The organism is Streptomyces sp. NPDC029138 (assembly GCF_055564375.1).
Map to the genome: position 1 here is coordinate 44,175 of NZ_JBVHWM010000015.1, position 12,815 is coordinate 56,989.

15 protein-coding genes and 4 pseudogenes are annotated in these 12,815 nt (G+C 68.1%); 5 read left to right on the plus strand and 14 right to left on the minus strand.

The window, feature by feature from the left end; translation table 11 throughout:
* Nucleotides 1-306 precede the first annotated feature (306 nt).
* The 3 genes from ACZ4WH_RS15640 to ACZ4WH_RS15650 form a co-directional block, all read right to left on the minus strand.
* The gene (locus ACZ4WH_RS15640; RefSeq protein ID WP_468180572.1) at nt 307-603 is read right to left on the minus strand and encodes a GYD domain-containing protein; all 297 of its coding nucleotides are present in this window, start codon (nt 601-603) and stop codon (nt 307-309) included.
* A gap of 355 nt (nt 604-958) precedes the next feature.
* On the minus strand, nt 959-1,372 hold the full coding sequence (locus ACZ4WH_RS15645; protein ID WP_468180573.1) for a hypothetical protein: 414 nt from the start codon (nt 1,370-1,372) through the stop codon (nt 959-961).
* Nucleotides 1,373-1,732: 360 nt separating this feature from the next.
* The gene (locus ACZ4WH_RS15650; protein ID WP_468180575.1) at nt 1,733-2,602 is read right to left on the minus strand and encodes a helix-turn-helix transcriptional regulator; all 870 of its coding nucleotides are present in this window, start codon (nt 2,600-2,602) and stop codon (nt 1,733-1,735) included.
* Between the two features lie 124 nt (nt 2,603-2,726).
* Here ACZ4WH_RS15650 and ACZ4WH_RS15655 point away from each other — a divergent pair, with 124 nt between their 5' ends.
* Entirely contained in the window at nt 2,727-3,494 is a 768-nt protein-coding gene (locus ACZ4WH_RS15655) for an SDR family oxidoreductase (protein WP_468180577.1), read from the plus strand.
* A 73-nt stretch (nt 3,495-3,567) separates the two neighbouring features.
* On the opposite strand, the gene ACZ4WH_RS15660 is transcribed toward ACZ4WH_RS15655, so the two are convergent.
* From ACZ4WH_RS15660 to ACZ4WH_RS15685, 6 genes and pseudogenes are all read right to left on the minus strand, one after another.
* On the minus strand, nt 3,568-4,104 hold the full coding sequence (locus ACZ4WH_RS15660) for an SMI1/KNR4 family protein (protein ID WP_468180579.1): 537 nt from the start codon (nt 4,102-4,104) through the stop codon (nt 3,568-3,570).
* Nucleotides 4,105-4,202: 98 nt separating this feature from the next.
* Nucleotides 4,203-4,295, minus strand: a pseudogene (locus ACZ4WH_RS15665) (ATPase); the annotation flags it as partial.
* A gap of 1 nt (nt 4,296) precedes the next feature.
* Nucleotides 4,297-4,379, minus strand: a pseudogene (locus tag ACZ4WH_RS15670) (IS21-like element helper ATPase IstB); the annotation flags it as partial.
* 33 nt (nt 4,380-4,412) lie between these two features.
* Nucleotides 4,413-5,015 (minus strand): hypothetical protein, encoded by a 603-nt coding sequence (locus ACZ4WH_RS15675; protein ID WP_468180581.1) that lies wholly within the window; start codon nt 5,013-5,015, stop codon nt 4,413-4,415.
* Between the two features lie 26 nt (nt 5,016-5,041).
* Nucleotides 5,042-5,269, minus strand: a pseudogene (locus ACZ4WH_RS15680) (IS5/IS1182 family transposase); the annotation flags it as partial.
* 230 nt (nt 5,270-5,499) lie between these two features.
* The gene (locus tag ACZ4WH_RS15685) at nt 5,500-6,027 is read right to left on the minus strand and encodes a TetR/AcrR family transcriptional regulator (protein WP_468180583.1); all 528 of its coding nucleotides are present in this window, start codon (nt 6,025-6,027) and stop codon (nt 5,500-5,502) included.
* A 127-nt stretch (nt 6,028-6,154) separates the two neighbouring features.
* Here ACZ4WH_RS15685 and ACZ4WH_RS15690 point away from each other — a divergent pair, with 127 nt between their 5' ends.
* Complete coding sequence (locus tag ACZ4WH_RS15690; protein ID WP_468180585.1) at nt 6,155-6,619, plus strand: SRPBCC family protein; 465 nt, start codon at nt 6,155-6,157, stop codon at nt 6,617-6,619.
* 1,057 nt (nt 6,620-7,676) lie between these two features.
* Here ACZ4WH_RS15690 and ACZ4WH_RS15695 read toward each other — a convergent pair.
* On the minus strand, nt 7,677-7,985 hold the full coding sequence (locus tag ACZ4WH_RS15695; protein WP_468180587.1) for a hypothetical protein: 309 nt from the start codon (nt 7,983-7,985) through the stop codon (nt 7,677-7,679).
* Nucleotides 7,986-8,057: 72 nt separating this feature from the next.
* Between ACZ4WH_RS15695 and ACZ4WH_RS15700 the strand changes: the two are divergent.
* Nucleotides 8,058-8,201: pseudogene (locus tag ACZ4WH_RS15700) on the plus strand (Tn3 family transposase); the annotation flags it as partial.
* Nucleotides 8,202-8,279: 78 nt separating this feature from the next.
* Here ACZ4WH_RS15700 and ACZ4WH_RS15705 read toward each other — a convergent pair.
* The 4 genes from ACZ4WH_RS15705 to ACZ4WH_RS15720 all read right to left on the minus strand — a co-directional run bounded on the left by ACZ4WH_RS15705 (nt 8,280) and on the right by ACZ4WH_RS15720 (nt 11,417).
* On the minus strand, nt 8,280-8,642 hold the full coding sequence (locus ACZ4WH_RS15705) for a hypothetical protein (protein ID WP_468180589.1): 363 nt from the start codon (nt 8,640-8,642) through the stop codon (nt 8,280-8,282).
* A gap of 24 nt (nt 8,643-8,666) precedes the next feature.
* Nucleotides 8,667-9,458: a dienelactone hydrolase family protein gene (locus tag ACZ4WH_RS15710; protein WP_468180590.1), complete on the minus strand. Its 792-nt coding sequence runs from the start codon at nt 9,456-9,458 to the stop codon at nt 8,667-8,669.
* A 244-nt stretch (nt 9,459-9,702) separates the two neighbouring features.
* Entirely contained in the window at nt 9,703-10,083 is a 381-nt protein-coding gene (locus ACZ4WH_RS15715; RefSeq protein ID WP_468180592.1) for a Tn3 family transposase, read from the minus strand.
* 857 nt (nt 10,084-10,940) lie between these two features.
* On the minus strand, nt 10,941-11,417 hold the full coding sequence (locus tag ACZ4WH_RS15720; RefSeq protein WP_468180594.1) for a MarR family winged helix-turn-helix transcriptional regulator: 477 nt from the start codon (nt 11,415-11,417) through the stop codon (nt 10,941-10,943).
* A gap of 235 nt (nt 11,418-11,652) precedes the next feature.
* On the opposite strand from ACZ4WH_RS15720, the gene ACZ4WH_RS15725 reads away from it, so the two are divergent.
* Together ACZ4WH_RS15725 and ACZ4WH_RS15730 are read left to right on the plus strand one after the other, a co-directional pair.
* Entirely contained in the window at nt 11,653-12,408 is a 756-nt protein-coding gene (locus tag ACZ4WH_RS15725) for an alpha/beta hydrolase (protein ID WP_468180596.1), read from the plus strand.
* 17 nt (nt 12,409-12,425) lie between these two features.
* On the plus strand, nt 12,426-12,590 hold the full coding sequence (locus ACZ4WH_RS15730; protein ID WP_468180597.1) for a hypothetical protein: 165 nt from the start codon (nt 12,426-12,428) through the stop codon (nt 12,588-12,590).
* The last annotated feature ends 225 nt before the right edge of the window (nt 12,591-12,815 follow it).

The window sequence follows — 12,815 nt, forward strand, 5'->3', positions numbered from 1 at the left end:
TCCGCTGGGACTGAGCATGGACACCGACGAACAGGCCGCTCTCACCGAGGTGGCCACTGCCCGAACGTATCCGTCACCGTGACACCAGCCCGCTGACGACTCTCGGCCGGGAGGACTCACCACCCGATCGGGTAGAGCCGGCGCCGGTTGCCGAACGGCTCCCGCTCGTCGCTTCGCCCGCCCTCCGGCACCCACTCTGACATCAACTGACAAGTACGGGTGGCCGGTTCATGACCCTCAGCAGCCCTGCAACGCGGCTGCTGAGCCGGCTCGCCAGACGTTGTCGCCTGCGGTGAGTGGAGGTCGTCAGCCAGCGGCCTTGCCGACGATGCGGTCCATCTCTTCTCGGCCGAAGGCCCGCAGAGTCGTGGTCCGGACATTGCCCGCCCCGCCGAGCTGTAGGAGGGCCGCGGTGGCGGTTTCGTCGTCGGGTGCCTCGACTATGGCCACGAGGTCGTGCGGACCGACGGTCCAGTAGATGTTCAGGAGCTTCGCCCCGAGCTTCTCCACCGCTGCGCCGAAAGCATCGGCGCGCTTGGCGGTGTCCTTGTAGTTTCGGATCCCTTGATCGGTCCAGTTCAGCAACGAGACGTAGGTCGGCATGTTCGTTCACCTTCACGAGGGGACGTATCGCAGAGTCGATCCTGGACCTCAGGCCTGAAGCCGGCACGAGGTACGCACCCGAACGAGTGCTCCGAGCGACCACAGGGGATTGATGGCGGTGGTTGGAACCAGGGAAAGGCGGTCGCACGCGGAGCCGAACGGGTGACCTGACAACGGGCCGTCTGCATACGCCGCGCGGGCGGGGCGCGGTGGTGCGGACGCGTGCGGGCTGCCTGTGGCCTTCTCGTTGCGGCCCTTGTTGAGGCCGTTCTTCCCGGGTTGTTCAGCTACGGTTGTCTCCTTCTGGACATGCGAAGGCCCGGCCGTCGTGGGCCGGGCCTGGGTGCGGTGGGGGTCAGGCCTTGCAGAAGCCGAGGCCCTTCAGTGCCTCGTTGATCTGCTTCCCCTGCGCCTCGGTCGTGGCGACGTCCTTGTAGGTGAAGCGCTGGGACGCCGACCAGTCGAGGCGTTGGGCCTTGTGGTTGATGGCGCCGCACTGGTTGCGGGCCGCGTCGATGGCCTTGTCCTCGTACTTCACGATCTCCGGGTTGGCCGCGGCCAGGGCTCGGAGCAGCGCCTCGCGCTTGGCGCCGGTGGGCTTGGGAGGGATGCCGGCGGCCTTCTCAGCGGCGCTCCAGTCGGGGCTGGGCGTCTTCGAGGCCTTCGGGCTCGGCGCGCTCTTGGTGCTGGAGTCGCTGCTGGACGAGCAGGCGGTGAGCGCGAGCACGGATGCCGTGATGAGTGCGGCGGCGGTGATGCGGGTGTTCATGTCCCCCCTAGGACGGTTGTGGCTGAGGGAACATCATGCCGGACATGTGGTTTCTGCTTCCGGGCATGCCAGATCTGCCGCACCTCCGCTGCCTTATCGACTCCCACAGCACCCGCAGATCCGCACGTCGCGCAAGAGTACGACCCGGGAGTCGGCGCCGGGGCGGCGAAAAGTGGACCTCTGGAAGGAACCACCCGGCGGGATCGTCGTCGGGCCGGCCGACCGCGGTCTTGGACGCTCCCGCGGCGCGCTGACCAGCAAGGTCCACCTCGTCCGCCGGCATGGTGATCGCATTCCCCGCGCCGACGGGCGAAAGGCTCAGAGGCATCGGCACGGCGGTAGGCGGACGAACCGTCGAGGTCATGGTCCGCCGCGAGTCTGGCCCGCACGAGGTCCTGGCATGTCTGCGCAACGTGTCGAGCGCGCCGAGGCGAGCAGAGTCAAGCTCCGTTCCGCCCCGCTGCCGGGAGGAGCGTGATAGGCGATCAGGGTTTGGTCACTGCCCGGTACCTCAAGGGCCTCACGGTGCAGGCGGAGGTCACCAATCGCGGGATGGCGGAACAGCTTGGTGCCTCCGACCTTGCGCCGTACCTCGTGCCGTGCCCACAGCCGGGCGAACTCCGTGCTGCCGTGGAGAAGTTCGGTGACGAGTTCGTCCAGCACGGCGTCCGGGGCCGCGACCGTGGTCAGCCTTCGCAGCAGCGCCGCCACCCGGGGCGCCATGTCCGGCCACTGCGGGTAGAGGCCGCGGGCCTCAGGGTCGAGGAAGAAGGCGCGTGCGAGGTTGCTGCCCGGCCGGAACATCGGGGAAAGCGCGACCGCCAGATCGTTCGCGGCGAGGACGTCCATCCGGCGGCCCCATACGAACGCGGGGGTGAGCGGCCAGGACGAGATCAGTGCGGCGATGCCCGGCGCTGTCCGCTCCTCCGGGCCGGCCCCCGGGGGTGTGGCCGGGCGGTGGCGGGCCAGGGACATCAGGTGTTCTTGTTCGTCGTCGTCGAGCATCAGCACCCGCGCCAGCGCCCGCAGCACCTGTTCCGAGGGGTGCCGGTCCCGGCCGCGCTCCAGCCGCTCGTAGTAGTCGACGCTGACGCCCGCGAGCAGGGCGAGTTCCTCGCGCCGCAGCCCGGCCACACGCCGGTGGGACGTCCGCGGCAGGCCCACGTCCTCAGGCTGCACCCGCGCGCGGCGGGCCCGCAGGAAGTCACCGATGGGGTGTGTCACGTTCATGTACTCAGGCTAGGAGATCCCGTGTCACGGTGCCGGTGAGGGTCGTCCTGGCGGGGCGTGGCAGACGGGCACGCCGTGACGGACGGTTGGGGGAGGCATTCCGTACGAGAGAGAAGACTGAGCTATGAGCGACCCCACCGCCGAGACCGGCGACCGTGCCGCGGTCCGCCGGATCGCCCTGGTCACCGGAGGCAACAAGGGCCTCGGCCTGGAGACATGCCGGGCACTGGCTCGAACAGGCGCGACCGTTTTGCTGGCCTCCCGGGACGCCGGGCGGGGTGAGCGGGCGGCCGGCAAGTTGCGCGGCGAGGGACTGGACGTGCGGCCGGTGGTGCTGGACGTCACCTGTCCCGAGCAGGTGTCGACGCTCGCCGAGCGGATCCGGCGACAGACCGGAGGACTCGACGTACTGGTGAACAACGCGGGCATCATGCTGCGCTACGACCCGTTCGCCCACGACGCCGACACGTTGCACCGCGTCTACGAGACCAACGTGTTCGGGCTGGTCTCGGTCACCGCGGCGCTGCTGCCGCTGCTGCGTGAGGCGCCGGCGCCGCGCATCGTGAACGTGACCTCCACGACCTCCTCACTGCGTCTCATCGAGGAGCCGGGCTCGCCGCTGGCCGCCGACTACACCCTGGCGTACGCGTCGTCGAAGACGGCCGTCAACATGGTCACACTGCAATACGCGCTGGCTTTCGCCCGGCGCCCGGAGTGGCAGCACCTGAAGGTCAACGCCGCCACTCCGGGATACATCGCAACCGACCTCAACGGCCACTCCGGGCCCCGTACCGCGGCGGAGGGAGCGCGCGTGGTGGTGGATCTGGCCACGCTGCCCGCGGACGGCCCCAGCGGCGGTTTCTTCAACGAGGACGGGCAGCTGCCCTGGTGAGGCGCTCACGCCTGGCCTTGATGAGAAGCGACGGCCCTGTCGTGTCCACGTATGTGGGTCGGCCGGCGTCTCGTCAGAGCGGCTGGCCATCGAGGGGGTCGCCGGAGCCGGGCTTGAACGTCGTGCCGAGGTCGTACTGCGCGATCCCGAAAGGTTGAAAATCTGCATCGGCAAGGACCCGGTAGAGGAACTCGGAGGTGGAGATGTCGTACCGGTGCCATGCGCTGACGTCGTTGGACCGCGCGAGGAGGGGGTACTCGCCCGGCCGCTCGGCGTCGATCAGCCAGAAGTACTCGTCGGCCCATTCGGTGGAGCCCCACTCGACCAGCCCCTTGCCGCCCGGCGCGTAGATCGCATAGGGCTCGACGGCGGAGACGTTTCCGGGCTTGCTGTCCTGGTCGACCGACAGGTGGACCCGCCACTGTGTCAGGAAGTCGAACGCGGGGCTTTCGTCGCGCCCCAGAAAGTAGAGGGAATCACTGAAGACGCCGCCACCGAAGGCCTCGTACAGCTCCTTGTAGTCCGCCGGCAGCGCAACCCCCAGCTCTCCCTCGATCGCCGCCCAGTCGACGGAGAGCCCGAGTGGCTCCCACCCGGCCAGGTCGATCACTCGCTGAACCCACATACAACATCTTTTAGCACCGGTCTTCGGTTCCGATGTCCCTCAACCCCCTCGTTTGCTCAGGTCGAGATCGGCAGCTATCGCACTCAGCCCACCTTGGCAGGTTCCTCGTCCCGGGCTCGGGTGCTGGCGAGGCGATGGGAGTCGGTGCCGGTCTCGATGTTGGTGCCGTTGAATGTTCAGCTGCTTCTCGTCCGCGGCCTCGACCAGCTCGTTGACCAGCTTCGTGACGGCGTGTGGCGGACGCGGCAGCCCTTCATCGCAATAGTCAAGACGTGTGGATCAGGTCTTGGCCTTTAATCGCCAGACCTGCCCCAAAAGGCGATCACCGTGTTCGCCCCATGTGCGTCCTTCAATGGCATGCACCAGGCTGACCAACGCGGCATGTCCCACAGTTCCTCCGAGCCGGGTTGCCGTGCGTCGTAACGCTCCCGGGCTCGTTCGAAATCTCCTTGGGTCGGCTCCGTGGTTCCGAAGATCTCGATGGATTCTTCGTGCGACAGCGGGCGAACAGTGTGGTCATCGTCGTGTGCCTCGGCCTCGATCACTTCCCACACATCGACGATCGTGTGTGTTCCTTCGCTGCCGAAGGTCTCGTCCTCCCATAGGTCATCGAGGTCATCAAGAGAGGTGAACGACTGACCTGCGGGTTGGAGCCCGTCCCAGTAGGTTCCGCGGACGAAGAGCCTCTCGAACTCACGCTGCCGCACGTTGGCCAAGGCTGCCGCGATGTCTCCGGCATAAGGCTCAACATAGTGCCACGATGACGCGCCCACCCAGCTCCTGCCCTTCCCCGATCCCTGGATTGTCGGCACGGACCCTACCCGTCGGCTCGTCGCGACAGCATCTCGCAGACTCGCCAGCCGGGCCTGGGCGGCCTCGGCGAGCTTGAACACCATCGCAAGAGCGGCTGCCGGGCTGCCGGCCGCTCGTAGCGACGGTGGAGACGGCGGCAGCCGGCGAGCCTGGACACGGTGCGCTCAATGGTCCAGCGGTGGCGTTGCAGCCGGCGGGCTTACGGCGCCGGGGGCCACGGGGGGATCTGACCGGCGGTATGCCCTACACCAGAGGGATCATGAGCCCGGCTGTCATGGACCTTTGCAGCCGAGATGCCGATGAACAGGCGCAGACCAGTCCGATCGGTGATCAGATGGTGCTCCGTCCGCCGGTGGAACCGATGCTGGCCCAGGCCCGCGAGAAACCTCCAACCAGCTCAGTCCCCGGTGACCTGGTGGTCCAGCCGAAGTGGGACGGCTCTCCGGACACCTCGTATGTGTCTCGGAAAGCCTGCGAAGCAGGTCGAGGCGTTCGTCTACCTCGGCGACCGTTGTTCGAACGGTGGTCGTCGCCTGTCTCAGTCCCTCGGGCCGAGCGGCGACTCTGTCACTTGGAGCCGTAGTACAGCCGGAGGAACTCTCCCATCGCCGCGTCGACGCCGGCACGGTCACCGGTAGCGAGCAGGTCGAGCAGCAGACCCCGGACAGTGGCGAGTCCCAGCCTGGCCCGGTTCCGGGCCACGGCAGGATCCGCCCCCGCGCCGACCTCAGCGGCCACGAGCGGCTCCAGCCAGTCGTTCACGAGCCCTTCGAGGACCGGGGCGGCCTCGGGGCGGCCCCGCAGCGCGTACCCACAGACTTCGAAGAAGAGCCGCTCCTGACCGGCCAGTCGGGGGTCCGTCAGCTGCTGCCAGAGGAGCCGCGCAGCGTCGGCGGGCGAGAGACCGGGTTCCAGGCGGAGCCGGGACAGGAGATCACGCTGGCGCTGCTCCGATGTCCGGACGATCTCGACGAGCAGCTGTTCCTTCGAGCCGAAATAGTGGATCAGCATGCGGTGGCTGACGCCGATCGCGTCGCCCAGGCCGCGCAGGCTCAGGTCCGTGAGGCCGTGTGCCGCGACGTGGTCAACGGCCATGTTCACCAGGTGAGCGCGCCGGCCCCCGTCCGTGCCTGGCGCGCCCTCGTCCTCAGGATGTGAGCCGTCCGTATTCACCACGTCGCGAGTGTACCAATTGGTACATGCGCTGTGTACCGTGTGGTACATGAAGTCTGTCACCGTGTCGATCGACGTACCGCAGACGCCCGAGCAGGTCTATGACTTCCTCGATGTCATGGCTCACCACGAGCGATTCACCAACCACTACCTGAGCGACTGGCGCTACAGCGGCCCCCGCCGCGGCATCGGATCGTGCGCCATGGTCACCGCCGCGCTGGGCGGCACGAAGACCGACGTCACCGTCGAGGTTGTCAAGGCCGACCCGCCGCGGCGCATCGTGGAGCGGAACGTCAGCGCGGCCGGCCGACGCCTGGCCCACGGCACCTACACCATCGAACCACTGCCGGCCGGCGGGAGCCATGTGGCGTTCACGTACGCCTGGGTGCGCGCCCCGGTCGCCGACCGCCTGCTGGCACCCGTCGTCCGGGCCACGATGCGGCGCGCCAACCGCACGGTCATGCGACGCCTGGCCGCCGAGTTGGCTCGCCACGTGACCGTTGCCGGATCCTGACGTCGGTACAAGTCGGCTCCTCTACCCGACGCAGGACCCCCACGGCGCCCCCGAGCCCACACCCGGGCTCGGGCTGCACGGGCCGGCGCTTGGACTCCAACCGGGTTCACAAGCCTGGGTTCCTGGCGCAGCAGGCCGAGTGGCATACCGGACCGCGGAGCAATACACCCACCGGCACGCCGGAAGCGCCCGACAAAACATCGCGGTTGCATGGCGAGCTGACGCACCGTCAAGTTCGTTCGGCATTACGCAGAGACCAGCAGAATGCGGTCTTCCAGCGGGAGCCCTCAGAAGCACCGTTCGCGGTCACCTCTCGCAGACGGCCGGTGGCGGCGGTCATGTCGTCGTGGAGCGAGGGTTGTCCAAGTCGCGCGCAACACCCGCATCTTGTGGGCCCTCGTCTGCCACAGGCCCCGAGTCTCGAAGTTCTGGTCCAGCGCTCGAATGAACTCGACCATACGTTGGCTGAAAGGAGTCCGTCGCCGTGCCGAACACGACCTCGGCCAACCTCGGCCCTCGTGAGGTGTCGGCCCGCTACAGCGGGTGATGCTCGACACGTCCACAGACGACCTGGCCGATCTGTACGCGATCGACGCCGTGCACGAGTTCCCTTTCCTCTTCCCTGGTATGCCTGAGTGCTACCAAGGACGCGAAGAGGTCCGCGCGTGTCATCGAGCGGCCTGGGACGCAAGCCCGGCGCAACCGCAAAAGATCCACGAAGTCGATGTGGTGCGCCGTGGAGAGACGACGTGAAGCGGGTCGGCGAACGGAGCACTGGCAAGAGGCGGAACCCAGGGACCCAGCTGCTGGTCCCGTTCGTGTCAAGGGGGTTGATGACACAGCGACCTGCGGCTTGGTAACCCGTCGAAATTCCATCGGCACCGGTGTGACGTTTTCGGGCGTCGTGGCGAAGTGCGGCGTGAGCGGACGGGTCCTCGTTCGCAATGGCCCACACGATGCCAACGAGGCGCTATGAACAGGGAGCTTCGGCGGACGATCCACATGGATATCGAGAAGGACACGTGGACGGCACGCCTGGTCGGGCCGACCATGTCCGTCATGCCTTGGCGGCGGCCTCCCGGATCAGCGGCTCGAACTCCCGCCGCACGTAGGCGTCGAACGGCTCCGTCAGCGCGCCGTCGATCACCCGCCGCACCCGGTGCTTCAACGCGAACTCCTTGATAGCTGCGCGGGAGTCCGGCTCCACACCCCCGCCAATGATCAACACGCCGAACTCCTCCTGCTCCAACAGTTTCCGGGCCTCCTCGTCGGTGCTCACTCCCTCCGCGTCAAAGCCGTCCGCGCGCAGCGTTGCCACCACCTCTGTCACCCTGGCGGGCGTCCTTCCCAGCACCAGCGTCCTCATGGCCGTTCCTCTCCCGTACGTCGACATTGGCGAACCCGAACCTAGAATCTCAACCGGACTTGAGGTCAACCCATCTTCCACGGGCAGAAGGGCGAGCTCAGGCAGTCCTACAGGGAAGGCCAGGAAGACCAGCTCGGGGCGCTGGGACTGATGCTCAGCATCGTCGTCCTGTGGAACACCGTGTACTTCCAGAAGATCATCGAAGAGATGCGGGCCGAGGGCATGCCACGTCCGCGACGAGGACGTGGCGCGTCTGTCCCCGCTGAAGTTCGGCCAGATCAACTTCCACGGCCGCTACAACTTCGCCCTGCCCACCGAGGTCCAAGGCGGACAGCTCCGCTCCACCGCCAAGCCCGAAACGGCCTCCACAACGATCTGGACGGGCCCGGCCAGCTCGCTCCCGCCCTCCGCCTGGGCGAGCCGGTAGCGGACCTTCTCGTGCGACAGTCCCGCCTGGCCGCCGATCTGCCGCAGTCCCCAGCCCTCTGCATTCGCCGCCGCCATCCCGGCGTCCAACGCCGCGTCCGTCACCTCGTCCAGCGCGGCCCTCAGCTGCACCACCAGCCGCAGCCGGAATCCCGGGGCCAACTCATCCAGACCGGCGCAGAACCGCGCCACATCCGCCTTCAGGAAACCGATCGTGGGGTCATCGCTCACCCTGACAGCCCCGTTCACGGCCTGTCAGAAGTTCTGACAGCTAGGCCGGTTCTCTGTTCCGTTCCTACTCGGGCCCCGGTCATGCCCCAGATCCTCCGTCACGGGCAGGCACTCGGCGAGCAGGTCGACGACGTCGCGCCAGGCTCGCTGCGCGTGCTGTGGGTGGTAGCCGACGCCGGGGACCGTGGGGTGGTCGACCGGCGGGTGGTGGAAGGCGTGCAAGGCGCCGCCGTAGACCGCGAGGCGCCAGTCGACACCCGCGGCCTGCATCTCAGCGGTGAACGCGTTCCGTTGCGCGGGCGGCATGATCGGGTCTTCCGATCCGACCCCGGCCCACACCGGGCAGCGGATGCGCGCCGCCTCGCCCGGTCGGCCCGTGGTAGTTGCGTTGACTGTCCCGATCGCGCGCAGGCTGACGCCGCCGCGCCCGAGTTCCAGCGCGATGGCGCCTCCGGTGCCGTAGCCGATGGCGGCGATCCGGTCGGGGTCGGTCCGCGGTTCGGTGCGCAACACGTCGAGCGCCGCACGGCCGATGCCCCGCATCCGGTCGGGATCAGCGAGCAACGGCAGGCAACGGGCCAGCATCTCCTCGGGGTCACCCAAATAGCGCCCGCCGTGAAGATCGAAGGCCAACGCTACGTATCCCAGCTCGGCGAGAGCATCGGCCCGGCGGCGCTCGACGTCGCTGAGCCCCATGCCCTCTGGCCCGAGCAGCACCGCGGGCCGGCGGTCGACACCGGCCGGGAGCGCGAGGTGCCCGATCATCGTCAAACCGTCGGCCGGATACTCGACCGTACGCGTCGTAATCGTCGTCATGAGACTGGACTGTAGTGATCGTCGAGCCCGGTCCGGCCGCTGCTCTGCCGCCGGCAGAACAGCGCGGGTATCCCTCTGAAATACGGCGAGGGCTCACGAGAACCGTCACAAACCCCGTCCCCACGGCAGCGCCATCGGATCACCTGCCCAGGCCACGGTGTTGGAGGCTGACCCTCGCAGCAGGATTCTGGGGTGTACCGGCCCGCTCCCGTGAAGGGCGTCACCAGCTAGCTCACCTCACGGTTCAAGCGGCCTGGCCGAGGCCGGCGGCGGTCAGGTCCTGCTCGCGCAGCGGTGTGAAGTCGACGTCGAGCTTCGGGTCGTACGCCTCGGGCCGGATGCCGAGTTCGTGGGTGCTGTACTCGCCGAACCGGTTGATGTGCTCGGTCAGGTACGGCGAGATGCGCGCCAGGTCCCCCGGGTCGATCTCCCAGCCCTCCTCCAGCGGCTGCCGCACGATCTCCGCTATGTCCAGAGCGTTGTGGAAGATCACCGCGTTCGTGAGCAGGGTCCTGCTCCAGCGGCTTGGCGGAGGGCTGCTGGCCCGCCGCCCGGTACGCCCTTGGCGACGGGATGCCCGTCTCCGGATCGATGACCAAGCCATAGTTCTCCGGGTACCCGGCATCCGTCGCGGCGGCGGCGCCCCGCAGCTCGTCCTCCAACTGCCGGCGGAAGAACTCGGCGTCGAACTGGGCACTCTCGCCCGGCTCGGCGAGGCCTACCTCCACCAGGTAGGACCCCAGCGTCTCCTGGACGGCCTCCCAGGCCAGCAGCTGCTCGGACCAATCGGCGTACTCCTCCGAGCCGACCACCGCGACGTCGCCGGTGCGCAATTCCTCGGCGAGCGCGGTGAAGACCATCGCCTCGAAGTGCTTGCGCACGAACTGCCCGGTCCGGGTCTTGTCGACCACCGCCTTGCGCCAGTTCTGGGTCGCGAAGGAGATATCGACCTCCTTGCCCTTCTCGTTGAAGGAGGTGATGTACTCGCCGCGGGCCGCCTGGTGCCGCTGGGCGTGCGCGAGTGGGTCCAGCACACGGCTGTCCTCGCTGGTCGCGGTGAACTTCAGCTTGTCGTTGTCGGCCAGGTCGAACATCACCGCCCGGTCCCGGCCGATCTGCCCGTACAGCAGCACTTCCCAGAAGTTGCCGTGATGGGCAGAGACCTTCTCGATCTGCTCGTACTGCTTGGCGAACCCGCCGAAGCCGTCCACCGCGCGGGTGACCGCGCCGATCCCGCCGGCCTGTACCACCTGGGCCTTCACCAGGGCGAGGACTGCCGGGGAGACTCTGCCCTCCAGCCGCGTCGCGACCTCGTCCACCGACGCCTCCTCGTCCAGGCCCTCCAGGGCCTGGCGGGCTTCGGCGGTCATGGCCGCGGCCTTCGTGAGCGCCTGCTGTGCCGGGCCGCCCTGGTCGATGTGCTTGAGCACGGTGCGGTAGTTCCCGGAGCCCGCGGGCAGTCGCACTGGATGCGCATGCCGGTCAGCCTGTGGGCAGGCCGATCTGGTCGCGTTCGAGCACGGAGCGCAGCTCCGAGAGGATCTGTACGGCGGCCAGTCCTGAGGGACCGCCGAGGACGTCCGCGGTCAGCTCGGCCAGTGTTTCGGTGAAGGTCGCCTCCGCCGCCTCGGCGAGTTGCAGGCCTCCGGTGGTCAGGTCCAGCAGTGATGAGCGGCGATCCGATGGATTGGTCCGCCGTATGACCCATGCCTGCTTCTCCAGACGGTCGATGCCCTTGCTGGTCGCGCCGATCCCGATGGCGAATTCGGTGGCGAGGTCGGCCACCCGGGACCCGGGGTGGTCGCGCAGGAAGCGCAGGAACTCGAACTGCGAGGTGACGATCCCGTGCCGCTCGCGAAGGCGGTCGTTCAGCGCGTTGTAGAGGCGTGTCTCGCAGCGGACGAGATCGGCGAAGAAGCCCGGGAGGTCGATCGGGCCACGGCTTGACTTAGATGCCATGGCATATATCCTAACTTAGATGCCTGGGCATATAGTTCCTCGGCATTCACTTGCGATGGAGGCGACAATGAGCAGGCAACAGCGCGCGGAGATCGACGCGATGGTCCGACGGCCTCGGCCGGAGGACCCTCCGTCGGTGGAGGAACTCCGCGCCGGGTTCAGGGCGATGATGGGGGGCATGATCGTCCCGGCTGGGATCCGCACCCGGACCGCGACGCTGGGCGATCGGCCCGCGGTGCTCGTCGAGCCGGCCGGCACTCCGAAGGCGGGGACGATCCTCTACTTTCACGGCGGCTCTTACGTGGTCGGTTCACCGGAGACGGCGATGTCGCTGACGGGGAACCTGGTGATCAGAACCGGGGTCAGGGCGTTCTCGCTGGATTACCGGCTTGCCCCTGAGCACCCGTTCCCGGCCGCGATCGAGGACGGGCTGAGCGCCTACCGCGCACTTCTCGACAGCGGCGAAGACCCTTCGGCGATCGTGTTCGCCGGCGACTCCGCCGGTGGCGGCCTCACTGTCACCACCTGCCTCGCCGCCCGCGACGCGGGCCTGCCCATGCCCGCCGCGATCGTGGCGTTCTCCCCCGGACTCGACGGAACCCGGACAGGCGAGAGCATGGACACCAAGGCGGGCATCGACCCGTTCTTCACGCGTGAGGGCATGGAACACACCGGAGCCATGTACCGCGCGGGACAGGACCCCTACCAGCCAATGCTCAGCCCCGCCACCCTCGCCGACCTGACCGGCTTCCCCCCGATGCTTCTGCAGGCGGGCACCAACGAAATGCTCCTGGACGACTCCACACGCATGGCCACGCGCGCGAGGGACGCCGGAGTGGACGTCATCCTGGACATCACCGCTGACGTTCCTCATGTCTTCCAGGCGTTCGCTGGCGTCCTGGACGAAGCCGACGAGGCACTCGACCGCGCCGCTCTCTTTCTCAGCCAGCACATCCGCACCAGGGACACGGAACGCACGTCGGCAGGCTGAAGCCCGCAGACGGTCTCATGCGGACCACGGTCCACACCCCGGGACCTGGCTCGCCCTTCCTGTTCCTGGCGGCCGGCGCCCCACCTCGCGGGTCCACGCTCTCGGAGAAGATCGATCGGAATCAGGCGCAGATCGTGGAGATGCTCACCCAGCTGATCGGGCGGATCCCCGACGCCCGCTGATCCTCGTACGGCTGTGGCCTGCGCAGGGACGGCTCCGGCAGCCACCCGTCGTGGTCTTCAACGCCGGGTGTCTTCCGGTGCGAGCAGGCTGGTGGCCTCGGCAATGGCCTCCGCCGAATTCGGCTCCCGCAGTGGGGAAGCGGGGATGCTTCCCATGCCGTCGTCATGCTGGTCCACCACGCCGCCCGGCCGCCACGCAGAACGCGACGGCGGCAGGCGGCGGCA